This is a genomic window from Paenibacillus sp. PastF-3 (genome assembly GCF_029893135.1).
Taxonomy (GTDB): domain Bacteria; phylum Bacillota; class Bacilli; order Paenibacillales; family Paenibacillaceae; genus Paenibacillus_AQ; species Paenibacillus_AQ nitricinens.
On record NZ_JARXWM010000010.1, the window covers coordinates 175,085 to 200,307 of the forward strand.

Below are 25,223 nucleotides of genomic sequence, written 5' to 3' on the forward strand. Positions count from 1 at the left end.
ACTTTCCCTACAACATACAGCATAAAACCCGCATGCCATTAGGCAGCGGGTTTTATGCTGTTTAGAGAATAAGTTATCTTTCTGTCTTAAAATGCTGGAATGATCGAGCCTTTATACTGCTCTTCAATGAATGCCTTCGCTTCTGGAGAATTCAGAGCAGCGACCAGCTTTTTGATTGCATCAGAATCTTTATTGTCAGGACGAGCTACCAGGATGTTAGCATAGGGGGAATCCGTACCTTCGATGAACAAAGCATCTTTAGTTGGCACTAGGTCAGCTTCCAGCGCATAGTTAGTGTTAATCAAGGCAAGATCCACTTCATCTAATTGACGGCCTAACATTGCTGCATCTAGCTCGATAATTTTAAGGTTTTTCTTATTTTCAGTAATATCCGCTTGAGTAGCTGTGATGTTGGTATCATCTTTTAATTTAATCAGTCCATTTTTGGCAAGCAGGATCAGTGCACGACCACCGTTTGTAGCATCATTAGGGATGGCTACTTTCGCACCATCAGCCAGCTCGTCGATGGATTTGATTTTCTTGGAATATGCACCAAAAGGTTCAACATGAACAGCTGTAACCGAAACTAGATCCGAACCGTTCTTTTGATTCTGGTCATCCAGGTAAGGCTGATGTTGGAAGAAGTTAGCATCCAGATTCTTCTCTGAAAGCTGAACGTTTGGTTGAACATAGTCAGTGAATTCTTTGATTTCCAATGTAATTCCTTGCGCTTCAAGCAATGGCTTAATAGCTTTTAAGATCTCAGCGTGTGGAACAGGTGAAGCACCAACCACCAATTTCACTGGTTCTGTAGTTGCAGCACCGTTTTCAGGTGCATTAGTGGCAGCCGAGTTAGAAGCATTATTGTTATTGCCGCAAGCAGCTAGCACCACAACCAATGTCAGACTAAAAAAAGTAAGTAGTAATTTTTTCATTTTAAATCCCCCTCTTATCCTTGGTATTTGTATGAATAAGGCTATATATAGACGTACCTTATTTCCGTGTAAAATGTCTTACTAGTCGATCACCGGCCATCTGTAGCAGTTGCACCAGTATGACCATCAAGACTACAGCGATAATCATAACTTCCTTCTCATAACGGTAATATCCATAACGGATCGCTAGATCACCTAGACCGCCGCCGCCTACCATCCCGGACATGGCCGTATAAGAGACCAGTGTAACCAGTGTGATCGTAACCCCGGCGAGCAGACCTGGACGAGCCTCTGGCAAAAGAACACGCATAACGATTTGATTCGTCGATGCCCCCATACCTTGTGCCGCTTCGATCACTCCGCGGTCTACCTCTCTTAGTGCCGTCTCTACCAGACGGGCAAAAAACGGAGCAGCACCAATCACAAGCGGTGGAATCGTGCCCAGTACACCAATGGCGGTACCAACAACGGCTTTACTAAAAGGAATCAATGCCACCATCAAAATGATAAATGGTACGGATCGTAGAATGTTTACAATGAACGATAAGACCGAGTAAGTTACTCTGATTACTATACTATTCGATCTTCCCCATAAATACAATAGAATTCCGAGTGGTAAACCAAGAATAATTGTGAATATTCCGGAAAATAGTAACATTTCCAAAGTAGCAACGGTAGCATCCATCATTTCTTGCCAGTTTAAATCTGCGAAATTCATTACGAAATCACCTCCACTTCAAGCCCTTGAGCGGTTAGTTCAGCTATCGTCACAGCAATCGCTTCAGCGGGTCCTTCGAACCGAACAATCATTTGCCCATAAGGTACGTCTTTAATCGTTGAGATGGTACCATGCAGAATGGCAAAGCTAACACCTGTCTCACGTACTACATTGGAAAGGGCAGAGCCGTAGGTCTTCTCTCCGAAAAAGGTAATTTTGACGGCCTGAGAGTTGTCCCCAGCAGCAGCGTCAAGCGCCGTACGAAGGGGGCCCTCATTCTGTGATTCACTGCGAATGAAATCGCGAGTGACCTCATGCTGCGGCTTCAGGAATACATCCGTCACTTTACCCTGCTCAACGATACCACCACCATGAATGACCGCAACACGGTCGCAGATGCTCTGAATCACGTGCATTTCGTGAGTGATCAGCACAATGGTCAGATGGAATCGTTTATTAATATCGAGCAATAGCTTAAGAATAGAGTCTGTCGTTTGTGGGTCAAGCGCAGAGGTTGCCTCGTCACACAGCAGCACATCAGGGTCGCTGGCAAGTGCCCGTGCGATGCCGACCCGTTGCTTTTGCCCTCCTGATAATTGAGAGGGATACTTATCCTTGTGATCTTCAAGCCCCACTAGGGCAAGCAAGTCTTTTACTTTTGCATCAATACCTGTTCTCGAAACGCCTGTGAGTCGCAGAGGAAAAGCAATATTATCGTACACCGTCGCTGAAGATAGCAGATTGAAATGTTGAAAAATCATCCCAATTTTGCGCCGCTGTTCCTGCAGCTGAGCTTGGCTAAGACTGGTTAGCTCTACACCATCAACCCAAACTTCTCCTTCTGTCGGACGTTCCAACAGATTAATGCATCGGATCAATGTACTTTTCCCCGCGCCAGAATGGCCAATGACTCCGAATATTTCACCTTTTTCGATAGACAGATTCAATCCGGAAAGTGCTGTAGCCGCATGGCTGCCTTTTCCAAATACCTTTGTTATTCCTTTTAGATTAATCAACGCTCGTCGCCCCCTTTATATTTCACTTATTCCATACAAAAAAACCTCCGACGATCGATGCAGATCGCAAGAGGCTCTGTGTGTTTATTTAGACAATGCCTTCTCATCTGCCAACGACCACAAACCTTGCGTCATTGTAGGAATTAGCACCATGACATTTGTATATAACGCTAATCGCGCTGTATACAAATCGGTTGCCGGGCTTCATCGGGCCTATCCCTCCGCCACTCTCGATAAGATATAGAGTATGAAATTTTTATGTTTGAATTCGTACAGACTTTAATGCAAGCATAAGTATAGTAAGTTTCTTGTTTTTTGTCAAAAGGAAATATCTTGAACGCTTAGGATTGTATGCTCTTTGCCTTGCTGATTTCCTTACGCAGCTGTTCATTGCTGTAGCTGAATGCCGCGATTAATGTTTTACAGTTCATTTCAAGGGACTGCTTTAAATCCTCAAGATGGCTATCTAAATCCTCAAGCTGAATTTTGTCATGCAAGCCTTGATGTCGCTGCCATAAATCATCCTGCATTTCGGAATTCATATAATGAATTTCAGCATTTCTGCGCTTGCGTAGATTCTCCAGTGGATCACGATAAGAGTTCTTGATCTGTTCCAGTTGATCCGCTAACGCAGGATGCACATTCAATAACTGAAGTTGACGCAGCACTGTAAAATAAGAAAAATGCGTTTTTAATTTGGAGGTTTTGAGGTCATAAAAATGATTCAGCACCGTTCCAAGCTTGTCCAGAAGAGAGAATACACGAATAAATCCATCTTTATAAAAATAAACATAACGCGCATAATCGCCTTGTTCCACTGGTGACATATCGTCCATATAACCAGCGATTACCGATTTCCGGTAAAAAGCGGCCGCGAACCAGCTTTGCTCCAATTCATCCAGTGACGAGATCAGTCCACGTGTCCAAATCTCCAGCTTGCGGTATTCATGGTCATTATCCTCATGAGCGTTCATTTCCTTGCGCAGTAAGGCTGCAAATGTGGCCATGTTCTCCATCGCGTCAGCCAATACACCGCTGTTCTTTCGAGGCGGCTCTCCAAGTATAACCCGCAGCATATCCCAGTCCTCCTAAAGTTTTATCCAGCACCACGATATACCGATTTCCACTTTATTATTCCGCAGGTAAAGCGACTCTATCCACGGTGGGAACTTTCTACTAAGGGCGTTACAACGGTGTCATTGGATTTGCTCTATTTTTTTCAACAACAACATTTCTCGCGCGATTCAGCTGCCAGACTCTTACACTCATATAACATAGAACACCAAACAAACAGGCAATCAACAAAATATGAGCCAAGGCGGCAAATATGTACAATCTTTCATTATCAAGCGTGTAAACAACAGCAGCTCCACTAAACACCTGCATCAAGCATAGCAGAACAGCAGCTACGCCAAGAGCTCTTAGCTCTGGGTAATCCTTATGCTTCCAAAAGGCTAAATGACCAAGCACCGCAGTAAGTATAAATAAGATCAAAGCCGCAATCCGGTGTGTAAAAACAATACCTACTCCCCCGGAAAGCTCGGGAACCCATTCACCGTTACAGAGCGGCCAGCCAGAACATCCACCGCGCGAATCCGTATGACTAACAAAGGCTCCAATATAAACAACAACATAGGAATATAAGGCCGTTAAGCAGGTTAAATTGCGGAAAGCCTTGCTGACGGGTTTCTTCTGTAGCTCCACCTTAGGATCGTACTCACCTGCTTCATGTCTCCTTTTAGCTCCGAGAGCCAGCATCAGAGAACTTGAAAAAGCGATTAAGGAGAAGCCCATATGCAGTGCCATCACAGCAGCTGATTGGGATTTAATTACTGCAAGCGCTCCCATACCACCTTGAACAATTACAAACAGTAAAGTCATGAATGCATATGCTAACAAGTCCTTCCGATTTCGGGCATAACGCCAAAAAGCAAACATCGAGGCAAGTGACAATAACCCAGCCAAGCCGCTAAACAAGCGATGGGTGTATTCAATCATCGAACCTACAGTATAAGCCGGAATTAATTTCCCATGACAGAGCGGCCATTCATTTCCGCATTCCAATCCCGATCCAGTCTTCGTTACTACCGCTCCCCCTAGTACAGCGAGGAACATGATAAGGCAAGTAAGATAACTAAGCCATTTCAACTGATTTGTCGTCAAAAAATATCACCCGCAGTTTTTAGGAATGAAGAAGCATCTTAAAAAACCACCGCTTTTGCTCAAACAGGCGAAAGCGGTGGTTTTCCGGAATTACTGTTGAAGGCTTTGATGCACTAGAACCGCTTTATCCAGGAAATTCTCAATTTCCTCGCGGGATTTACGTAATTTATTAACGAATCTAACCAATTCACGTCCATCGGAATACGCTACAAAGCTTGGAATACCCATAATATTTTGTTCCTGACTAACGTCACCTACAGCATCAACGTCAACCTCAACCAGCGTTAGACGATCTGCATAGGCTTGCTCTACCTCAGGAATAAAGGGATCGATAAATTTACAATCCGAGCACCAGTCCGCCTTGAAGATGGCTACAGTTAATCGAGGAGATTGAATGGCTACTTGAAATTCACCAGGAGAACTAATTTTGTCCATTGTTAATTCAGTCCTTTCTTCCATATCTGTCAAATTTCTATTCTTTAAGTGAAGCAAAATGTCATGCAGAAGTCAAACTTATTCTCGCATACGAACACGCGCAGGCTGTAATTTCATCAGCGGATTCAACAATTTTTGCAATGCACGCGGATAACTGGAGATTTCCTGTTTAGTAAGCACACCCAGTACAATTAGCATGACCAGATAAATAATAACAACTGCTGCCCCTACAACAAGACAAGTGATCAGAAACGCCAGACGTGCAGGCATTAGATCTGTTAACAGAATTCCAGCTTGGTTCAAACCAAAACCAATACCACCGGACACCAGAACTGCAATTGCGAAGCCGCCCCACCGTTTACCCATAATTTCGAAAGGTACAATGGATTTCAGCATCCGTAAGTTAAGAATAGTAATGACTACGAAACAAAGTGCTGTTGCGCCGATAATCCCGTAGATCCCAAATACCTTACTTAGTAAGAAGCTCGCGGCTAATTTAACAATAATACCCACTAGCACATAATACATTGAAATACGTGATTTGCCCATACCGAGCAAGATGGAGTTCGTTGTCATCATGGTGATCTGAAAGATCGTTCCAATCGTAAGCATCGCCACAATTCCGCTTCCGTCCAAGCTGCTGAACAGTAACCCATTCACAGAATAGGCCGCTGCCACAAGCGCCAATACAATTGGCATCCCTGTCAGGATAGAAATCCGCAAAGCAAGTGTAATTTGCTTCTTCAAGTGTCCCTCATCACGACGGGCATAGGCAGCTGATATGATCGGAATCAGCGAGGTACCTAGCGCAATGGCTAGTACCGGTGGAATTCCGGCCACACTTTGTGCACGCGTGGTTAGTATACCCAAAGCTGCTGTTGCACTCTCTCTCCCCATCTGATCGATAAGCAGTGGAACAGCCAAAGAAGTATCAATCACATTCACTACGGGAATCGTAAGTGAAGAGAGCACGATCGGAATTGATAGTGTGAAAATATCCTTGTAAATTCCCCAAATCGGCAATTTTTGAGTGGTATTGTAATTTAATCCTTGCTGTTTATCCTCTCGGCGCAGCTTGATTGCAAAATAAATCATGACACCAAATGCTGCTATACTACCAATTACGCTACCGAAGGATGCTCCTGCTGCTATAGTTGTATTGTTATATCCCTGCTGTAATAGAATATAAGCTAATAAAATAGCGACTAGTACGCGAGCAAACTGCTCTACAATCTGTGAAATACCACCGGCCATCATATTGTTGCGCCCTTGAAAATAACCGCGCAGCATGGCAATTGCCGGAAAAAGTAAAAGTGCAGGTGCAATAGCCCTAACTGCCATCGCTGACTCAGGTACGTCAGCAATATGTGTCGCATAGAACGGAGCGCCGAAGTACAGCAAGGCAGTCATGATTACCCCTGCTGCTACTGAAAATATCAATGCTGCATGATATACTTGTCTCGCTTCTTCAGGACGATTCAGAGCGTACCGCTCGGAGACCATTTTACTGAGCGTACTTGGAATACCTGCTGTAGCCACGGTGAGCAGCATTAAATAGATATTGTTCGATACCCCAAATGATGCTCTCCCCACATCATCAAAAATATGATCCAGCGGCACCCGCTGAACAAGCCCGAGTACCCTTGCCACCAAAGCTGCAGCAGCAAGGATAAGCGTGCCTTTTACGAAAGACTCTTTCTTGGACAAACCATTTCCCCTTCTTCACTGTTAAAATTAAAACCGGACGACCCATATAAAAAAGAGGACGACCATAATAATTTGTAGCACAATTTTGACAACAGTACTACTAAACAACCCAAGTATGGATCCTACACTTACTTTGGCAGCTTTAGCTGGTGAAGAACCCACGATCAATTCTCCTATAAAGGCACCCAGAAACGGACCAATAATAAGTCCAAAGGCTGGGATTACAAAAGGACCAATGATTAGCCCAATCGTACTCCCGATAATCGATGAACGTGAGCCGCCAAATTTCTTAACGCCCCACGCCCCTACAACGTAATCAGCAATAAATAGAACTACAACGATCAGCGTTTGAATGATCCAGAACCAAACACCAAAAGGCTCGAAAGAAAAGAACCAGCCATATACGAAAAAAGCAAGATAAATCGCAAGTGCACCCGGCAGTATAGGATACACTGCCCCGGCTAGCCCTACGGCAAATAAAGCAATAATAAGAATCCAACCCAGGATCGTCAATACTTAACCTCCTAATAGCAAATATGCTCTATGGATTCACTTCGCAATAGCTTCATTAAAAATATATTTTTGAATGACTTCTGCAATTCCATCATTATTATTAGAAGCCACCACAGCGTCAGCCTCTTCTTTAACCGTCTCCTGAGCGTTGCCCATGGCAACCCCAAGCCCTGACTGCTGAATCGCTGCAAGGTCGTTGAGACTATCACCAACCGCTATAACTTGGGACATGTCTAGTCCTAGGAGCTTACAGACTTCCATGATTCCGGCTGCTTTATTCACTCCAAGAGGGTTAATCTCCAGGTTATGCGGAGAGGAGTTCGTAATCTCCAGCCCACCCATATCTTGAAGACGAAGCAGCAGCTTATGACGAAGCTCATCATCTTCGGTGTGATAACCGAATTTAAGCCATTCTCTGCCCGTTACATCCCCATCCCAGTTATCCTGTTTGTGGACCTTTTCCGTAGAATAGGCCCAGAACCAGATGTCATCTTCTTTAGCAAGTTCATACATTTGTTGTACCAGCATAGGGTCCATCAAGGATCGCCGATAAATTTCGTGCGGTGCTCGCCATACCTCACTACCGTTCACAGTAATCATAGGTGTTTCTAGTCCAAGCTGCTCAGCATATGGAAATGCACTTGTAAAAGCCCGGCCTGTCGATAGACAGACATGAACGCCTGCGTCGACCGCCTTTTGAAGCCATTTCACCGTTGTAGGTGTAATAATCTGTTCATCATTCAGTAGGGTTCCATCCATATCCAAAGCAAGCAGGCGGTATTTGGCAGTCATTGCCACCCCTCCATTCTTTTATGCTCTCAATAGAGCAGCTGTTTATTTTTTAATCATTATTCACCTTAGAGTCGAAGTTACTGAGTACCTGTAGTCGTTCCTTCATTCGCAGGATCATTCGTATTATTACCGGACTGTAGACTCTTCTTCGGAACGCCATCAAGTCCATATTCCCAATCATAAGCATCAAAAATTTTGCGTGCGACCGGCGCAGCACTCTGGGAACCAAAGCCCCCTTCTGGAATAACTACGGCTACGGCCAGCTTAGGATTATTTCGTGGGGCATAGGCAATAAATACACCGTTATCGCGAATTTGACCCTTTGCCACTTGTTGCGATGTTCCCGTCTTACGAGCAAAATCATAAGGGAAATTAGAAAAAGCACTCACTTCACTTCGCATACCCTGTTGGATTTCTTTCCAGTAGGATTTATCGAAGGCGGTTACCTCATCTAGCACTTCACGACCGAACTCCTTAATTACTTTTCCGTCAGCATCTGTAATCTTGCTAACTAGCTGAGGTTTGATCCGCTGTCCTTCATTAGCAAGTGTAGCTACGTATTGCGCAAGCTGCAACACTGTATAACTACCTTGTTGCCCGAAAGAAGCATATACAAGTGCCGCTTGGGCACTACCTGCCGCCTCTATATTGGTATAGTTAATCTGTCCTAAGAATTCATTGGGCAGACCACTTCCCGTGGATACACCAAGACCAAACTCTTTCATATACCTATCCCAGATATCTACGCCTTTGCTTTTGTATTTGTCATACAATCGTTTACCGATCATATCAACCATGAACGCATTCGACGATTTCTCAATCGCTCTTGCAGGGTCCATAGAACCGTACACATGTCCTCCAGAGTTTCTTACCTTGGTTTCATGACCAGCTTTACCAAAAGTCGCGAAACCTCTATCTGAATAGTAAGTTGAAGGTGTAAAGAGGCCTTCATTCAGACCGACAAGTACGCTTAAAGGTTTAATCGTTGAACCTAATAGCAATACAGACCTAAGCCCATTCCCTGAAGTTCCTGAAGAAATCGGATTAATGGTTCCGTTCTGGTAGTTATTCATAATACTGTTCCAGACATCTGTTGATAAAGAGCCTGATGTCCAAATATTCGTATCGTAGTCCGGCATACTTGCCATACTGACGATATTCCCCGTATCGACTTCCATCGCTACAGCATAACCAGTTAAAGCATTAGGATGCGTTTTTCCCTGTACAGGATTGGAATGCAGCCACTTAATCTGATCCATAATTGCCTGCTCTGTCTTCATCTGAATGCTCTTATTAATGGTTGTCCAGACGTCATTACCTTTTACAGGAGGAACTACACGTTCGACTTTTTCTGCCATGTTCTGTGGATTGACGGAGATTTCCTGATAGCCGTTTTGTCCCCGAAGCTCTCTCTGATACTGCAGCTCCAGGCCGTCAAATCCGACAAATTCGTCGTCTTTATAAGTTAGTCCTGGCTCCGGATTGTTCTTCATTGCATTTAAGATATTCTTATAAATATTAAGGCTGTTTGCTGATTTAAAAGGCTTGATATAACCTACCGTCTGTACGGCAACCGTATCTTTGTCGTAATGACGAATGCTTTCCTCGACAATCTCAAGGCCTGGGTATTCATCCTTATGTTCCATGAAATAGGCTACTTCCTGAGTCGTTAGATCAGCCTTAATTCGCCGTGCCATAAAGCCTAGTGATTTCCGGAAATATAAATCCAGTGCCTCAATAACATCTTTTTCTGTCATTTTCTCAGCTTTTGGATCACCGTATTTATTGAAATCAGCTACCAGCTTAGCCGCCAATGCATCTGATTTAGCTTTCGCTTCAGGGGTCAGAGTAGTTTTACCGGAAATTTTATCTGTTTGCTTGGCGGTAAACTCCTTATTAAGCGTAATATACAGCGATTGAACCGGCGTAGAGTACGCTAACTTCTCACCTTCAGCAGCATAAATTACACCTCTCATGGAAGCTAGCGGTACATTTTTGGTATCTCTGCTTGTCTCCACTTCAGTTAAAGTGGGTCCTTCCACGAATTGCAACACAGCCAGGCGTATAATAATTACGCAAAATATAACAAACGTGCTAAAGAAAAACACGTTGAGTCGCAGGCCTATGGAACTTTTACTGTTGGTCTCATCTGGAGGCGAGGCCTGCTTACGGAAAAAACTCACAGTTTATTTCTCTCCTTTTTTCTCTAATTATTCTTGAACGGGGCCTGACGCAGGAGCAACATTCTTTTTCGGCACACCATCGAGCCCGTACTCCCAATCATAGGCGTCAAAAATTTTACGAGCCACCGGAGCAGCGCTGTTGGACCCAAAGCCCCCTTCTGGTATAACAACCGCTACGGCCAGCTTCGGATTATCTCGCGGAGCAAAAGCAATAAATACCCCATTATCGCGGTTAATATTTTTTCTATCTGTTTTTTCAGAGGTACCTGTCTTACGTGCAAAATCATAAGGGAAATCATCAAAAGCACTAACTTTACTGCTCATCCCCTGTTTGATCTCTTTCCAGTAGGATTTGTCAAATGTTACTGTATTAAGCACTTCTCGTTTAAATTCCTTAACCAACTTCCCTTGTGCATCCGTGATCTTACTAACAAGTTGAGGCTTAATACGCACCCCTTCATTAGCAAGCGTAGAAGCATACTGGGCAAGCTGCAATGTAGTATAACTGCCCTGTTGGCCAAAAGAAGCATAGATAAGTGCGGCCTGCGAGCTGCCTGCGGCCTTAAGATCAGTATAGTTAATCTGGCCCGGTGATTCGCCTGGGAGACCACTTTTCGTTGATACACCCAGCCCGAATTCTTTCATATATCTGTCCCAGACCTCTATGCCTTTATCCCCCGGATATTTCTTGTAAAGCTGCTTACCCACCATATCAATCATAAATACGTTAGAAGAGTCTCTAATAGCTTTAGCTGGATCTAGTGGACCATATACGTGACCCGATGAATTTCGTACGGATGATTTATTATCCTTACCGAAATAAGTAATGCCCACATCTGAATAGGTTGTTGAGGTATTAAAAAAACCTTCATTTAAACCAATTAACACACTTAATGGTTTGATCGTAGATCCCATAAACACAAGTGAACTAAAATCATGACCTGATCTACCAGATGAATTTGAAGTAATCGTACCATTTAGATGATTATTCATAATTTTATTCCAGACAGTTGTCGGTAAGGAGTCTTTGGTCCATACATTTGAATCGTAATCCGGCATGCTTGCCATGGCGACAATATTTCCAGTCTCCACTTCCATGGCTACGGCATATCCGGTTAAAGCATCTGGATGCGTCTCACCTTGAACAGCATTGGTATGCAGCCATTTAATCTGATCCAATATGGCCTGTTCTGTCTTCATCTGAATCTTCTTATTAAGGGTCATCCAAATATTATTACCCTTTACAGGAGCAACGTTCTGTTCAACCTTCTCAGCCATATTCTGAGGAGTCACCGAAATGACCTGATAACCATTTTCTCCTCGTAGCTCTCGTTGATACTGCATTTCCAGACCATCAAACCCCACATATTCTTCTGCTTTATACATAAGTCCAGGGGGAGAATCTTTTTTCATTTCACTACGGACATTCTTATACATCGCTATATCTTCAGTCGATTTAAATGGCTTTCCAAAGCCGACTGTCTGCACCGCTACCGTATCTTTATCGTAGTGACGAACGCTCTCCTCCACGATCGTTAGCCCCGGATAATTGTCTTTATGCTCCATGAAATAGGCTATTTCCTTTGGAATTAATCCAGTCTTGATCCGTCGCGGCACATAACCTAAATACTTTTTGAAATCTAAATCTAATGAATCCAAGATATCTTGCTGCGTCAGCTTCGGTGCATTCGGATCTCCATATTTAGCAAAATCAGCTGCAAGCCTTACTGCAAGCATATCGGAGTTGTACTTCGCCTTCTCCGTAAGTGAGGTCTCACCTGTTACTTTATCTGTCGTTCTAGCTGTGTAATCTTTAGTTAATGTAAGGTAAAGCGACTCCGTAGGTGTTGAATAGGCAATCTGCTCTCCTTCGGCAGCAAAAATAATCCCACGCATCGCTGCGAGCGGAACAATTTTCGTTTCCCGGCTCGTTTCTTCTTCACTCAACAGAGCTCCCTCAGTAAACTGTAAACCTGCAAGACGTACGATAATAATACAAAAAATAAAAAAAGTGCCAAAGAAAAAAACATTCAGTCTCAGACCTACAGAATTTCTTGAAGATATCCCGTCCTTAGGCGGGGGCTGCTTACCAAACAAACTCACCAGCTTTCTCCCCTTCTACAAAATAGAATGTCTGACATCCCTTTGCCTGCGACATTGCTCTTATGATGAAGGTGATCTCTAAGCTGCTTATTGTAAGCATGCCCTCGCATTTAAGTTAGAACTGACGTTACTTGAGTTTATTGTACCACACCCCAGGAGTTCAGCGCCCTCACTCAGAGGGCGTTCTCCCTAATATGCGTTTCATCAAAATCCTTCGGATTGAACCAATCTCCGCTGCTAGCCCAAGTCGGATCCAGCGGGATCCAAGCTTGCCGATCACTTATATATACTTCATTCCAAGCATGTGCACCATACCCGCCACGCCCATCATAACCCTGACCTGTTACAACCCGAACCTGCAAGCCCTGTGAACGAGCCATCACAGCGTACAGTCGGGCATAGTCTATACATACCCCTTGCCGAGTGTCGAATGTATCCTGTGGTGTTTGTTCATGCCAGACCCTGTTTTGCAAATAATTATCAGCTTTAGCATAATCATAAGTCACGCGTGTACCTACCCAATCATAGAGAAGTCTCGCTTTTTTCTCTTCATCTTGCGCTTGTCCAACAATGTCTTCTGCTGCTCCTATAATATCCTGAGGAATTTCATGATCGATAACCTCATATTTCCTGCGAAGGATATCATTCATCTCTGCTGCAACGGTCTTCGTCAGAATAGGGAGTTTCTTCTGCACAGTCTCACCAACAATAGGTTCAAATACAGCTGCAGCGCTCTGACTATAGATTGGAGAGGACTCCACATAACGACTAAATCCACTCTCCGGATTTAATCCAACACAGATGAAAAGAGCGAGAACAATTACCAGACTACGCATTAAACCGATAATTAATCCAACGATTGCTCCTCCCATACGGCTAACCTGCGTAATCTTTCTGTCTTTAAACTTCTTAGTACGCCGCAATTGTGGAAAAGGAAGCAACATGGATAACAACCCTAAGAGCATACGAATTAACAGATAAGAAATCAGGAGTAATAACAGAAATCTAACTAGCGGTGATTCTGATAACACAGACACCGCCGTATAATAAATTTGCTGCCATTGTGTAAGCTTCGTGTCAGGAAGACTAATCCCCGACGCCCAAGTCTCTACATAGGGATTGAGGTAGGCTGCAGCTGGGATAGCTAATACCAAAGATGCTATAGTAAATAATCCTGTTCCCAGCAGCCCAAATAATCTTCCGGTAGCACTTGAGAAACCTCTGCTCCAGCCTTGCAATAGAGAGAAGACTACAACCAGCAGGAGGGCGATCGAGATGATATTAGCATCACTTACACTAGTCATCCATCCGTTTATCATATTCGCTCTCTCCTTTCAGTCGCGCGCTTGCTCGCTTGTTATATTTTTGAGCCCAAGCCTGTTATTGATGTTTGCGGGCTTCCTCGATAAATGTTTTTGTCGTATCAGTAACACTCCACTTCCCAAGACTAACACCACGGAATGTAACCTCTACTTTATCTTCACCCGCTGCGCCCTTCACTTCAATATTCGGCGTTGTAATCGTAAAGGTCCCGTCTCCATTTGAAGTGTACTTCGCATCCTGCGCTTCTTTAAGCATAACCTCTTGCGCTTCCTTCTTTAGCGTGCTTACCGTTCCATCTGCCACCTTATTCACAGCGTTACCAATTTGGTCCATTGTAACACCACTATAGATGAACAAACCTACAACGATCACAATGACAATCGCCCATTTCAGAACGGTTTTAACCAAATTAACAACCGCAAACAGCAGGACAAGCGCAATTACAATAACTAACCAATTTTCCCTTATAAACTGTGACCATACCTCTGGATCCATCAATCTCACAACACCCCTATCGCCTAGTTTCGTCCCAAGGATTCTCTCTTCCCATAGACATAACGCCAATATTAATTATTATACATGAATACCCATCATAATTCATGGTTCCACCCTCCGTAAAAGGTATACCTACGAGTGGAATTAAAAAAGCGGTATAAGCCCTCTCTGTCCCACGTAAAGTACAAGTAGTGCTTAAGAATTGGTTCTTCATTATTACGCCGTCCTGCATTCACTTGTGCTGTAGGTGGCTCTCGGAGGTGTTTCCCTGTGAAAACTGCGCTGTGGCTATACTTATTTCTCTTTTTGGCGTTCTTCGATTTACATGCTCAGTATCCCGTCCTTACGCCCTTTGCCATCTCTCTTGGCGCGGGACCCACCTTTATTGGCTGGATGATGGGCATGTACTCGTTGACCCACCTTCCCGGCAATCTGCTTGCAGGCGTACTCGTCGATCGTAATGGCTCCCGCCGCTACATCGTCTTCAGCCTTGTCGCAGCGGGAGCTATCCTACTGCTGCAAGCTCATGTACAGCTTCCATGGCATCTGCTAATGCTAAGAGCAGCAAGTGGATTCGTGCTCGCTTTTCTCTCTCCAGCCTGTATGACGTTACTAGCTTCTTTATCATCGGATGCCACAGAGCAGGGTAAATATATGTCAGGACATGGTATCGTTCATACGTTAGCTTCCGTTGTATCGCCTGCCGCGGGAGCTTTTATCGTAGCAAAAGCCGGCTACTCTGGTACCTTCACCACACTTGGATGGCTCCTTATCGCAACAGGAATCATGGCTTTTTTTAGTGTACCTGCACCTTCGAGACATATCTTAAAGCCGCTAAGCTCAGCGCAATCCTCATTAAAAGTTCCAGATAAACCTTCTATTCCAGCGAAAGATGATGATCAGGTATCCAAACGGTATTACCTTTTACCTTTTTTCGTTTCCTGTTCACAAGGCGTTCTCTTTTTCGAGCTCCCACTATCTCAAACAGGGAGTAATAGTATCCTTTCCACAGGTATACTCCTGTCACTCCTCAGTTTAGGTGCTTTGGTAACGCTTAGCATGCTCTTCCTGAACCGTCTATCACCAGGAGGAAGAATAGCAGCGGCATTACTGGGAATGGCTATCTGCTTCTTTGGACTCGCCTCATTCCACAGTATCCCGACTGCTGCGATTCTTTTTGTGCTCGGTGCAGCCAAAGGAGTGCTATTTCCTGCAATGGCCTCACTCTTCATTAGTCTAGGTGGCCCTGGGCGAATGGGTCGGACTTTCTCCATGCAATCGATAGCCATGTCACTTGGTGCATTCGCTGGTCCCGTGGCTGCCGGACAGTTAAGGTCCTTTGTTTCTCCTTACTTCATAGCCTTTCTAGTTCTAATGGTAGCATTGCTTCTTCTTCCACCTAAAAACACAGGGAAACTATCGAACCTTACTTCCAAATGGAAAGGGCGAGCCGCATGATTCTTTGCTTTTACGACATTTCCCGGGGAATGAAGACTTTCCTGCCGAAACAGTTGTTAAAAATGACGATCCTTCGGTAAACTATAATGAGCCTGATGCTTGGACCCATTTCCGGAGGTGATTGTCAGCTAATGTCCATAACGATTATTGTCGAAGGTAAGAACGACCGCAGCAGATTACGACGCGTGCTGGTACCGGAAGTAGAAATCCTATGTACCTTTGGTACATTAAATACACTAAAATTAGAATCCCTCCGGCAACAAGTAGGAGATGGAGAGGTATACCTTTATTTGGATAACGACAGCTCTGGCAAAAAAATACGCAGTGTGCTCCGGGATGCCTTCCCAGATGCCGATCATATTTATACTCGCCGCGGATATGCAGGTGTGGAAGGTACGCCTGATGAATACAACATCACTCAGCTCGAAAAAGCCGGTTTGGAAGATTTTATCATCTACCCTGAACCACTTCCATTTTAGCTGAAGCAAGTATAAGGATAATGTATAGCAGGAAACTTATACTATCGTATATAAAAAAACGCCTTTTTCGTTATCCCCCAATAAAAAGGGATTCGAAAAAGGCGTTTTTAAGATTTGATGTTCTATTCCCGAGCCAATTCCTTCAGCTGGTCGGCAAGAAATTCAGGCGTTACATTCTCCGTATCTCCTGCGTCATACAATGCACGAAGTCGATTATCTCGGTCAACTAGCGCTATACGGTTGGCATGTACGAAATTTTCTTTGGAATTCCCTGCGATTAATACTTTAAAAGAATTCGTTGCTAACTTACGAACTTCTTCCTGATCCCCCCGCAAGAAATACCATCCATCATAATTCGCCTGAAAACGGTCTGCAAAAGTCTTAATAGCTTCCCGAGTATCATTCTTCGGGTCAAAAGAGATAGAAACAAACTCCGTATCTTTACCAAAACTGCCATCCTCGACCAGAATCTTCTGTGTCTGAGATAACAAAAACGTAGTTATGGGACATACATCCGGACACTGTGTAAAAAAGAAGTATACCAGCCGTGCTTTACCTTGTGTATCAGCCAGAGTAACCTGGTCTCCATTCACATTTTCAAGAGAAAAGTCCTGTACTTCTCCGATTACTGGCAATTTTTCTTTTCCTAAATTTAAAGCGTTAATTGCCAGATAACCAGCCATAATCAAAGCAAGTATTAGCAGAAGCCAAGTCCATTTATAACGCTTAAAGGTCTGCACGGACACGTATACCCTCCCTCTTCTTAACCGTGAATCGTATTTAATACAAGTACGATCAAACTAACCGTCAGGTAGTTAATGGAGAAGAGGAAGTTCTTCTTCGCCCAAACTTCATCATCCTTTGCCTTAAAACCCATCAAGGTCAATATTAACCAAGCCAAGGACAACGCTGATGAAATGATTAGAAAAAATATGCCTGCGTAATCGTAGGCGTACATTAACACTGGAATAGGCAGCAAAAGGGCTACATAAGGAATCATCTGAAATTTCGTACGTCGTGTTCCTTTAACTACAGGTAGTAATGGAAATCCTGCCGCTCTATATTCTTCTTTACGTCTAATGCCCAACGCCCAGAAGTGAGGGGGTTGCCATAGAAACAACATGGCAAAGATCAGCCAAGCGCCTAGATCAACCGTTCCTGAAACCGCAACATAACCAATTACCGGGGGCATTGCTCCAGAAATCGCACCTACAGAGGTGCTCCATGTGGATGTCCGCTTCAACCAAAGCGTGTATACTACTACGTAAACGAACATGCCAACAATTCCAAACAAACCAGCAAGCATACCTGAAAAAGCAAACAGCACGATCAAACCTGCAATACCAAGCCCAATGGCGTATAATAATACAGTGTTTGGTTTCAGTCGTCCTGTAGGAAGCCCCCGTTCACGGGTTCTTTCCATCTTCATGTCCAGATCCCGGTCGAAATAGTTATTAAAAACACAGGCCGAAGCCATAACCAGCATTGTACCGAGCAGAGTCAGAACTAATCTGCCGTAATGAACATCCCAACCCGAGGCCAACCAATATCCCGCAAACGCCGCAATAAGGTTAGATCGGATAATACCGGGTTTTGTTACAGCAATGAAATCACGCCAGCTAGCACCTTCCGGTGGAGATTTTGCAGACATGGCTGCAGAATCGGAAGAAGCTTGAAATGTTATATGATTGTCCACACCTAATGATCCTCCTTCTAAACGAAAATCTAACGTTCTAACCGAAGTATTCACTACTTCGCTGTTAACTTTATCATAACAAACCCGTGAAGACTTTGACAGTCATGGGGCAGTAAGTTCATGAATTCGACAATTACGTGACAATATTTATTTAATTTATCTTTCAATCCCCCTAATAACCAGAGCTGTATTTGGGTAATTATTAAGAGAGAACTTCCTAACAACAAAGGAGAACTGACCAATGGATACTGCTACACATTTAGTTATGGGCCTAGGCTTAGCCGGGCTTTCCTTCGTTGATCCCATCGTTGCTTCTGATCCGAAACTGGCCGGGGCTGTTATGCTGGCAACAGTGCTCGCCTCTCAGGCTCCTGATGCCGATACTGCGCTACGACTGAAGGATAATGCGTTGTATATTCGTAATCACCGAGGAATCACACATTCCCTACCCTTTCTAATTCTGTGGCCCGCCCTGATTTCCTTCGTGTTGGGGCCTTTATTTGGCTTTACTGATTTACAAGCCCTAAGCCACATCGCACTCTGGAGCTTCATTGGCGTAGGTGTTCACGTATTTTCTGATCTATTTAATACCTATGGCACTCAGGCTGCACGTCCATTCACAGAGAAATGGATTGCCTGGAACATCATCCACATTTTTGACCCGTTTATATTTGGTAGCCATATCGCAGCCATCCTTCTCTGGATCACCGGTATCGTTCCGCCGCAACCTTTATTTATTACGCTGTATGCCTGTACAATTCTTTATTATATTTGGAGAACCGTCGTTCACGCACGCCTTACGCGTAATATCAAACTCAAGGACTTACATCATAATGCCGGCGAACGTTATATTGTAATCCCTACAATTTCTCTAAAGCGCTGGAACGTAGTAAAAGTGAAAAAAGATGGTAGCTATGATGTTGGGCAGTTAGTCAATCATCGATTGGAATGGTTCAAACATGCTGTATGCTCGAATCATCCCGCTGTGGAAATATCCAAGTCGCACCCTGATATTCAGTCCTTTCTATACTTCACCTCTTATGCAGTAGCCGAAGTCGAAGAACTTCCTTCAGGATATATGGTGCGCTGGGGGGACGTACGTTATTTACATCGTAAACAATACCCATTTGTGGCTGTATTAGTGATGGACAATCAATATCGACCTTTAAATACTTATGTAGGTTGGCTTAGCAGCGAGAAGCTCGACAAACGATTTTCCATTGACCCTGGATCTTTACGATGAAACTGTAGACTTACGCAGAGATCTATTCTATAATCACAAAAAATCCCGGAGTATTATTATCATACTCCGGGATTCATTTTAGCAGACATAGAAAGGAAGGCTCTCTTAATGGGTAAAGGACTTTCACTTTGGTTCGCTTGTTCTTCTATTCTTATTCTTACTGCCGCTTCAATCGCGATCAGTTATAGCTTTTGGTTGGCACTTCTGCTCGGATTTCTCTGTGTCATGAATATCGGCTGGGGATTTATTCTTAAGGCCAAGATCAGACGCAAGCAGGAAAGCCTAAGCGCTGATTAGATTAACGGGCTGGCAGAAATCCCATCCGTTCTTTAACTCCATTCAGCGTCTCTGTAGCAACAATGCGCGCACGACCAGCACCTTCTGCAAGAATATCTGTGATCGCACCCGAGCTACGAATTTCATTATATCGTTGTTGTATAGGCTCAAGCGTAGCTACAACCACTTCAGCAAGATCCTTCTTTAAGCCGCCATACATTTGCCCTTCATAACGATCGGCGATTTGCCCCAGTGTCATTCCAGAGCATTCGGAATAAATACTCATCAAATTACTGATCTCTGGTTTATTAGCCGGATCAAAAATCACTTCACGTCCTGAATCAGTCGTTGCACGGCTGATTTTTTTACGGATTATGTCCGGTGAATCTAACAGAGCAATGTAGCTGCCTGCGTTAGGACTGCTCTTGCTCATTTTTTTGGTGCCATCATCCAGAGACATTATACGTGCACCCACCTCTGGAATGTACGGCTCCGGAATGGTAAAGAATTCGCCAAAACGATTATTAAAGCGGCCAGCTAAATCACGAGTCAGTTCCAAATGTTGTTTCTGATCTTCTCCAACTGGTACAAGATCCGCATTATAAACAAGAATATCTGCTGCCATCAAGGAAGGATAGACGAATAAACCAGCGCCAACAGAATCTTTACCTGATGATTTATCTTTAAACTGGGTCATACGCTCCAGCTCGCCCATTGCTGTAAGTGTCGTCATGATCCAGCCCAGTTCAGCGTGTTGTGGCACATGAGACTGCATATAGACATTAGAACGTGCAGGATCAATTCCTGCTGCAATAAAGAGGGCCGCTACGGACTCTGACTGTTCACGCAGTGCCGCAGGATCTTGTGCTACAGTGATTGCATGCATATCGACTACCATAAAGAAACATTGATGATCCTCTTGCAGCTTCACAAAATTTTTCAGTGCTCCAATGTAGTTTCCCAGTGTAAGTGAACCGCTCGGCTGAATACCTGACATTACTTTTTTCATAATATAGACCTCCGTTTGATTTCGTTTCTAAGTTTCCGAGAACGCAAAAAAAGCCTCATCCGCAAGGGACGTGAGACCGTGGTGCCACCCTTATTCGCTGCTTAATCTTGTTTGGACAAGAAAAAAACAGCCTTAGTCTTCCGTTAACGGGGAAGATCCGGCCGGTCTACTAGGGCATCTAGCTCCCGTTCAAACTCGGCGCTCAGGGGTCCATTCATCAGGTTTGTCCTACCGGTTCGCATCAACCACCGGCTTTCTGAAGGTGCAATGCCTGCCTACTTGTCCCCGTCATCACATTATCATCATGAATTAATGCCTTCATCATAGAACCATAAAGAGAAGTTGTCAAATCACTTAACCACTACCGTATAAATCTGTTATGATAAGGTTATCCATGTTCTATTCGATTACAGTTACGATAAAGGAGCATATCTCATGAAACAGGTGACCAAAGGGCAGTGGGGCGGTTATGATACTTATATTTTGCACAGCCGTGAACTGGAAGTCACGCTTTTGCCGCGACTAGGAAATAACGTGATTTCATTGTTTGATGTAAAGAAACAACGGGAAATTCTACGGCGCCCTGATGAAAGCGATCAAGCTTTCTTTATGCAAAAACCTTACCATTTTGGCATGCCGCTATTAATTCCACCCGGAAGAATTCGTAAGGGCCAATTTCAGTTCGAGGGTACAAGTTATCAATTTGACCAGAACACCGCTAATGACAATCATATTCATGGTCTACACCGAACTCAGGCCTGGTGTGTCAGCGATATTGAAGAAGATGAGGATGGTTGCGCGGTCACTACTGAATTTCTAACAGAAGATGATCCCCACTGGATGGAGCAATTCCCTATCCCGCTTAAATTCGAAATGACGTTTAGGCTTCAGGAAGCCCGATTTACCCAAACTTTAAAGGTTACAAATCTTGGAGATCACCGAATTCCTTTTGGAATCGGTTATCACACCTGGTTTATGATTGATGGAGAACCTGAGCGCTGGAATCTTAAGCTCCCGGTAAATAGTATTTATGAACTGAATGATGAATTGCTCCCTAGCGGCAATCTAATTCCACTTGGTGATCTGGAAGCCTTGAACACCGGAATGAACATGCAGGGAACTAATTTTGATACTGCTCTACGTATTGGAGAAAAACAACCTGTAGAAGCCTTATTATTACGCGATGATGGTTATGGCCTTCGTTATACTGCTGACGAGAATCTATTCCGTCACTGGGTGCTATATACCAAAGGACCCGCCGAACAATTTCTGTGCATTGAGCCCTATACTTGGCTCGCGAATGCACCGAATGTATCCGAGGATGCTTCCTTCACAGGTCTTTTAACGATAGAACCTGGTCAGAGTCAGAATCTATCCACCGTGCTGGAAATGATCTATCCTGAGATTTAAAGCACATATACACTATATCGGTCTTGCCTTGCGATTACGTAAGGGAAGACCGATTTTTTTGTATAATCCCTAGCAATAAAGGATTCCTATCCTCACTTTTATTTCACTAATAATTACCATCCTTAAAACCTTTCGAAGTGATGCATGAATTAACCTCTTAGCGCTCATACTATCTTCACAACGGGCGAAGGAGGTGACACACATGGGTCAAGCAGGTCAAGGTCGTAGCAGCCGTTCCAATAACCTGGTCGTTCCTCAAGCAACTGCAGCATTGCAACAGTTGAAATATGAAGCAGCACAGGAGCTTGGAGTAACGATCCCAGCTGACGGTTATTACGGGAACTACACTTCTCGCGAAACTGGTTCTCTGGGCGGTTACATCACTAAACGTCTAGTACAACTGGCAGAACAACAACTGTCTGGTCGTCAGTAACAACGTTATCTTAAGTGTTTTATCCGGCTAGGTATAAAGCCTAAAGCCGAGTAGCTTTTGAGCCCTCTCACACTTCTTTCTGAAGCTGTGGGAGGGTTTTTGATTTTCACAATATATTGAAATTTTATGTAAACAACGCTTAACCGAAAAATTGTTCAGAGCTTTCAGCATAGGCATTACGAGGCGATCGAATCATTAGATTTGCCATATTATAATTGGACTCCAATGTAGCATCTACAATCACCATTCCCTGTCTAATGGCGAATTCATAAGATATCTCGCCATGCGTCCAACGCCGCTTGTATTTCAGGCTTTCCAGCGCCATTAGTCGAAAAGAAGACTGCTGTCCATCTGTCATCCCTTCTTTTGCATCAGTGAATCCCCCACTTCGCCCAGAAAGAGGATTATGTCGTATCCCGAATTTTCCGATCATGTTATTTCGTATTTGCACAAAAACCGTACCAGAAGTTAATCCCGATAATTCTTCCTGTAGCTCCTTAAACACCATGTCCATCTGTCTCGCTAATGATAGTTGTTCCGTCTTAAGCATTACTTTTCCTCCTAAAAGTTTTGTGAGCATAGCTTCATTCGAATTCACTTCGTACAAAACTTGCTTCGAAAGCATTTACTTCGTTTTGTGAGCATAGCTTCATTCAAATTCACTTCGCAGAACTGACTTCGTAAGCGCTTGCTTAGTTTTGTGAGCTTAGCCAAGTGGTATTCTAGCGCGCCTTATATAAGTCTTAAGACTCATTATAGGTTACTGACAAATGGCAAACAACATTATTCGGCAAAATTGGGTTATTATCCCTATGTATGCGCAAAATCCATAGATTAATCGCATATTTCTTTTTATAAATCGTGATTTTTCGACATTTTATCATTAAAAAAAGCCCCTGTTTCAGGGGCTTTTGCGTGTTCATGCTGAAAAATTATTGTTTTTTCTACCGTTAAATTTGTCTTAGTTTAGACTTTTTCAAACTAATTGCTCCGTCATCTCCAAGAACTCATTAATGTCAGCTACAATCAGATCTGTAGCACCTTGCCAGAAGTCCGGCTTCGTAAGATCCACACCCAGATGCTTAAGTACCAAATCCTCTAAAGTCATCACACCAGTATCTTGCAACAAGCTATCGTATTTGTCTGCAAAGGACGCTCCTTCTTGCAGAGCCAGTCGATACAAGCCTGTGCTGAACATGTAGCCAACGGTGTAAGGGAAGTTATAGAACGGCACATCGGTGATATAAAAATGCAGTTTAGAAGCCCAGAAATGGGGATGGTATTCCGAAAGCACCCCACAGAAGGCTTCCTTCTGTGCTTCCACCATCAATTCAGACAGCTCTTCAGCATTTACAAGGCCTTCCTTACGTTTTTCATAAAAACGAGTCTCGAATAAGAATCGGGCGTGAATGTTCATAAAGAAGGCTACGCTGTTTTGAATTTTCGTTTCAAGCAGCGCCAGTTTCTCTTCAGCGTTGCTAGCCGCTTTAACCTGAGCGTCAGACACAATGACCTCTGCGAAGGTTGAAGCAGTCTCTGCAACATTCATAGCGTAGTTCTGATTAAATACAGGTTGATCATCCAGTAAATAAGAATGATAAGCATGTCCCAGCTCATGCGCCAAGGTTGAAACATTGGAAGTTGTACCGCTATAAGTCATGAAAATCCGCGATTCCTTACTCTCAGGGAAGGAAGTACAGAATCCTCCAGGACGTTTCCCCGGACGATCCTCCACCTCAATCCAGTTATGATCAAAAGCACGCTCTGCAAACTCTGCCATCTTTGGACTAAATTTGCGGAACTGGGTAACGATATCTTTAGCAGCCTGATCATATGGGATTTTACCTGAAGATTTACCCACTGGCGCTTCGACATCTACCCAGGAAAGAGCATCCAGTCCAAGCAGCTTAGCTTTACGTTGAAGATAGGTCACGAGTGCAGGCTTGCTATTCGTAATCACGTCCCACATCGCGTTCAAAGTATCTTGTGACATACGATTGATGCTCAGCGGATCTTTCAGAATATCTTCCCAACCTCTTCCTTTATAGAGCTTCAGACGGAAGCCGGCTAAGTGATTCAAGGTATCCGCACAGTTATCTGCTGCTTCGGTCCATGCTTCTTCCCATTTATGGAACATGGATTGACGTACTTTCGGATCTGGATCATCCAGCTTGTTAAAAGCTTGACCTGCGGAGAGCAGCTTTGTTCCTTCTTCATCCTCAAATGGGATCTTAATCGAGCTTACAATCGTATCATAGTGCCCGCTCCATCCATGATATCCGTCAACGGCTAGTTCAAGCGCTAAGCTTTCTAACTCTGGACTCATCTTCTCACGGGCCAAGTCACGGCTCTCGCTCAGCACGAACGTTAATGGAGCAATCTCAGGACGTGACATCCACTCTGCCCATACCTTGTCCGTAGTCTGACGAAGCACGTTACTGAATTGTGAGTTAATGCCTTCGAATCCGGCACGCATACTTGTCACTCGAGCCGCCAGTCTTACCGCACCTTTGTCCATTTGATTCTGAGCGCCCAGACAGTCTGCGAAGGAAGAGACCTCCACAAGTCTTCCTGAACAGCTCTGAAGCAGTTCTATAACCTTGTCCAGCGCCTTTGTAGACTCAACATCCGTTGGAGCTACGGCATTCTTCACCAGACCCTGTAAGGCTGCAATATCTTGTTCAAGATTCTTTAAAAAGCTTTCTAACTCAGTAGAGGACGATCCTCCAGCAAATATGGAATCAAGTTCCCAAGTCAGTGATAATGGTTGTTTCATGTCTTCTCACCATTCCTTTGCTCTCATTTGGTTTTCTTTGTAATTGACTTAACACCATGG

24 protein-coding genes, 1 riboswitch and 1 other annotated feature are annotated in these 25,223 nt (G+C 43.9%); of the genes, 6 read left to right on the plus strand and 18 right to left on the minus strand.

The genetic code is table 11. From position 1 onward, the window contains the following. Positions 1 to 86: 86 nt before the first annotated feature. The 13 genes from M2444_RS20355 to M2444_RS20415 form a co-directional block, all read right to left on the minus strand. Positions 87 to 935 carry a MetQ/NlpA family ABC transporter substrate-binding protein gene (locus M2444_RS20355; RefSeq protein ID WP_094873326.1) on the minus strand — a complete coding sequence of 283 codons (849 nt, stop codon included), beginning with the start codon at positions 933 to 935 and terminating at the stop codon, positions 87 to 89. Between the two features lie 58 nt (positions 936 to 993). Next, entirely contained in the window at positions 994 to 1,653 is a 660-nt protein-coding gene (locus tag M2444_RS20360; protein ID WP_094873324.1) for a methionine ABC transporter permease, read from the minus strand. Beyond that, positions 1,653 to 2,669 (minus strand): methionine ABC transporter ATP-binding protein, encoded by a 1,017-nt coding sequence (locus tag M2444_RS20365; RefSeq protein ID WP_280787894.1) that lies wholly within the window; start codon positions 2,667 to 2,669, stop codon positions 1,653 to 1,655. Before M2444_RS20365 ends, M2444_RS20360 begins: the two co-directional genes overlap by 1 nt. Positions 2,670 to 2,769: 100 nt before the next feature. Further along, a riboswitch (SAM riboswitch) is annotated at positions 2,770 to 2,909 on the minus strand. Between the two features lie 101 nt (positions 2,910 to 3,010). Beyond that, positions 3,011 to 3,745 carry a Cthe_2314 family HEPN domain-containing protein gene (locus M2444_RS20370; RefSeq protein WP_094873320.1) on the minus strand — a complete coding sequence of 245 codons (735 nt, stop codon included), beginning with the start codon at positions 3,743 to 3,745 and terminating at the stop codon, positions 3,011 to 3,013. Positions 3,746 to 3,854: 109 nt separating this feature from the next. Next, positions 3,855 to 4,832 carry a COX15/CtaA family protein gene (locus tag M2444_RS20375; RefSeq protein ID WP_280787895.1) on the minus strand — a complete coding sequence of 326 codons (978 nt, stop codon included), beginning with the start codon at positions 4,830 to 4,832 and terminating at the stop codon, positions 3,855 to 3,857. A 90-nt stretch (positions 4,833 to 4,922) separates the two neighbouring features. Further along, positions 4,923 to 5,267: a thioredoxin family protein gene (locus M2444_RS20380; RefSeq protein WP_280787896.1), complete on the minus strand. Its 345-nt coding sequence runs from the start codon at positions 5,265 to 5,267 to the stop codon at positions 4,923 to 4,925. 78 nt (positions 5,268 to 5,345) lie between these two features. Next, on the minus strand, positions 5,346 to 6,974 hold the full coding sequence (locus tag M2444_RS20385) for a putative polysaccharide biosynthesis protein (protein WP_280787897.1): 1,629 nt from the start codon (positions 6,972 to 6,974) through the stop codon (positions 5,346 to 5,348). 27 nt (positions 6,975 to 7,001) lie between these two features. Further along, positions 7,002 to 7,487, minus strand: coding sequence for a DUF456 domain-containing protein (locus tag M2444_RS20390; protein ID WP_076285251.1), 486 nt, complete (start codon positions 7,485 to 7,487; stop codon positions 7,002 to 7,004). Between the two features lie 36 nt (positions 7,488 to 7,523). After that, positions 7,524 to 8,279, minus strand: coding sequence for a Cof-type HAD-IIB family hydrolase (locus M2444_RS20395; RefSeq protein WP_094873314.1), 756 nt, complete (start codon positions 8,277 to 8,279; stop codon positions 7,524 to 7,526). A gap of 77 nt (positions 8,280 to 8,356) precedes the next feature. Next, entirely contained in the window at positions 8,357 to 10,462 is a 2,106-nt protein-coding gene (locus tag M2444_RS20400; protein WP_094873312.1) for a peptidoglycan D,D-transpeptidase FtsI family protein, read from the minus strand. A 27-nt stretch (positions 10,463 to 10,489) separates the two neighbouring features. Next, positions 10,490 to 12,565, minus strand: a complete 2,076-nt coding sequence (locus tag M2444_RS20405; protein WP_094877842.1) for a peptidoglycan D,D-transpeptidase FtsI family protein — start codon at positions 12,563 to 12,565, stop codon at positions 10,490 to 10,492. A 173-nt stretch (positions 12,566 to 12,738) separates the two neighbouring features. Continuing rightward, complete coding sequence (locus M2444_RS20410; RefSeq protein WP_280787898.1) at positions 12,739 to 13,884, minus strand: transglutaminase domain-containing protein; 1,146 nt, start codon at positions 13,882 to 13,884, stop codon at positions 12,739 to 12,741. Positions 13,885 to 13,945: 61 nt separating this feature from the next. Next, positions 13,946 to 14,383, minus strand: a complete 438-nt coding sequence (locus M2444_RS20415; RefSeq protein WP_042191604.1) for a hypothetical protein — start codon at positions 14,381 to 14,383, stop codon at positions 13,946 to 13,948. A 270-nt stretch (positions 14,384 to 14,653) separates the two neighbouring features. On the opposite strand from M2444_RS20415, the gene M2444_RS20420 reads away from it, so the two are divergent. Beyond that, positions 14,654 to 15,841: an MFS transporter gene (locus M2444_RS20420; RefSeq protein WP_094873305.1), complete on the plus strand. Its 1,188-nt coding sequence runs from the start codon at positions 14,654 to 14,656 to the stop codon at positions 15,839 to 15,841. Between the two features lie 131 nt (positions 15,842 to 15,972). Further along, a complete protein-coding gene (locus tag M2444_RS20425) occupies positions 15,973 to 16,320 on the plus strand; it encodes a DNA primase (protein ID WP_076285257.1) in 348 nt (115 codons plus the stop codon). 122 nt (positions 16,321 to 16,442) lie between these two features. Here M2444_RS20425 and M2444_RS20430 read toward each other — a convergent pair whose 3' ends face one another. Both M2444_RS20430 and cyoE read right to left on the minus strand, forming a co-directional pair. Continuing rightward, positions 16,443 to 17,066, minus strand: a complete 624-nt coding sequence (locus M2444_RS20430) for an SCO family protein (RefSeq protein ID WP_348536927.1) — start codon at positions 17,064 to 17,066, stop codon at positions 16,443 to 16,445. Positions 17,067 to 17,083: 17 nt separating this feature from the next. After that, entirely contained in the window at positions 17,084 to 18,016 is a 933-nt protein-coding gene (gene cyoE / locus M2444_RS20435) for a heme o synthase (RefSeq protein ID WP_094873303.1), read from the minus strand. Between the two features lie 241 nt (positions 18,017 to 18,257). Here cyoE and M2444_RS20440 point away from each other — a divergent pair, with 241 nt between their 5' ends. Further along, positions 18,258 to 19,259 (plus strand): metal-dependent hydrolase, encoded by a 1,002-nt coding sequence (locus tag M2444_RS20440; protein ID WP_094873301.1) that lies wholly within the window; start codon positions 18,258 to 18,260, stop codon positions 19,257 to 19,259. A gap of 108 nt (positions 19,260 to 19,367) precedes the next feature. After that, the gene (locus M2444_RS20445) at positions 19,368 to 19,556 is read left to right on the plus strand and encodes a hypothetical protein (RefSeq protein ID WP_042130914.1); all 189 of its coding nucleotides are present in this window, start codon (positions 19,368 to 19,370) and stop codon (positions 19,554 to 19,556) included. Between the two features lies 1 nt (position 19,557). On the opposite strand, the gene trpS is transcribed toward M2444_RS20445, so the two are convergent. Then, on the minus strand, positions 19,558 to 20,544 hold the full coding sequence (gene trpS, locus M2444_RS20450) for a tryptophan--tRNA ligase (RefSeq protein ID WP_280787899.1): 987 nt from the start codon (positions 20,542 to 20,544) through the stop codon (positions 19,558 to 19,560). A 61-nt stretch (positions 20,545 to 20,605) separates the two neighbouring features. Further along, positions 20,606 to 20,845: a binding site (T-box leader), on the minus strand. Positions 20,846 to 20,979: 134 nt separating this feature from the next. Here trpS and M2444_RS20455 point away from each other — a divergent pair. Both M2444_RS20455 and M2444_RS20460 read left to right on the plus strand, forming a co-directional pair. After that, the gene (locus tag M2444_RS20455; RefSeq protein WP_094873299.1) at positions 20,980 to 21,954 is read left to right on the plus strand and encodes an aldose 1-epimerase; all 975 of its coding nucleotides are present in this window, start codon (positions 20,980 to 20,982) and stop codon (positions 21,952 to 21,954) included. Positions 21,955 to 22,156: 202 nt separating this feature from the next. Continuing rightward, the gene (locus M2444_RS20460; protein WP_042130917.1) at positions 22,157 to 22,387 is read left to right on the plus strand and encodes an alpha/beta-type small acid-soluble spore protein; all 231 of its coding nucleotides are present in this window, start codon (positions 22,157 to 22,159) and stop codon (positions 22,385 to 22,387) included. A 139-nt stretch (positions 22,388 to 22,526) separates the two neighbouring features. Here M2444_RS20460 and M2444_RS20465 read toward each other — a convergent pair whose 3' ends face one another. Together M2444_RS20465 and M2444_RS20470 are read right to left on the minus strand one after the other, a co-directional pair. After that, entirely contained in the window at positions 22,527 to 22,937 is a 411-nt protein-coding gene (locus tag M2444_RS20465; protein ID WP_094873297.1) for an O-methyltransferase, read from the minus strand. Between the two features lie 426 nt (positions 22,938 to 23,363). Beyond that, a complete protein-coding gene (locus tag M2444_RS20470) occupies positions 23,364 to 25,163 on the minus strand; it encodes a M3 family oligoendopeptidase (protein WP_280787900.1) in 1,800 nt (599 codons plus the stop codon). Positions 25,164 to 25,223 lie beyond the last annotated feature (60 nt).

Coding starts and splice junctions, on each gene's coding strand:
- M2444_RS20355 (WP_094873326.1), bottom strand. CDS start 935: ATGAAAAAATTACTACTTACTTTTTTTAGTCTGACATTGGTTGTGGTG.
- M2444_RS20360 (WP_094873324.1), bottom strand. CDS start 1,653: ATGAATTTCGCAGATTTAAACTGGCAAGAAATGATGGATGCTACCGTT.
- M2444_RS20370 (WP_094873320.1), bottom strand. CDS start 3,745: ATGCTGCGGGTTATACTTGGAGAGCCGCCTCGAAAGAACAGCGGTGTA.
- M2444_RS20380 (WP_280787896.1), bottom strand. CDS start 5,267: ATGGACAAAATTAGTTCTCCTGGTGAATTTCAAGTAGCCATTCAATCT.
- M2444_RS20395 (WP_094873314.1), bottom strand. CDS start 8,279: ATGACTGCCAAATACCGCCTGCTTGCTTTGGATATGGATGGAACCCTA.
- M2444_RS20410 (WP_280787898.1), bottom strand. CDS start 13,884: ATGATAAACGGATGGATGACTAGTGTAAGTGATGCTAATATCATCTCG.
- M2444_RS20415 (WP_042191604.1), bottom strand. CDS start 14,383: ATGGATCCAGAGGTATGGTCACAGTTTATAAGGGAAAATTGGTTAGTT.
- M2444_RS20425 (WP_076285257.1), top strand. CDS start 15,973: ATGTCCATAACGATTATTGTCGAAGGTAAGAACGACCGCAGCAGATTA.
- M2444_RS20440 (WP_094873301.1), top strand. CDS start 18,258: ATGGATACTGCTACACATTTAGTTATGGGCCTAGGCTTAGCCGGGCTT.
- M2444_RS20445 (WP_042130914.1), top strand. CDS start 19,368: ATGGGTAAAGGACTTTCACTTTGGTTCGCTTGTTCTTCTATTCTTATT.
- trpS (WP_280787899.1), bottom strand. CDS start 20,544: ATGAAAAAAGTAATGTCAGGTATTCAGCCGAGCGGTTCACTTACACTG.
- M2444_RS20455 (WP_094873299.1), top strand. CDS start 20,980: ATGAAACAGGTGACCAAAGGGCAGTGGGGCGGTTATGATACTTATATT.
- M2444_RS20460 (WP_042130917.1), top strand. CDS start 22,157: ATGGGTCAAGCAGGTCAAGGTCGTAGCAGCCGTTCCAATAACCTGGTC.
- M2444_RS20465 (WP_094873297.1), bottom strand. CDS start 22,937: ATGCTTAAGACGGAACAACTATCATTAGCGAGACAGATGGACATGGTG.
- M2444_RS20470 (WP_280787900.1), bottom strand. CDS start 25,163: ATGAAACAACCATTATCACTGACTTGGGAACTTGATTCCATATTTGCT.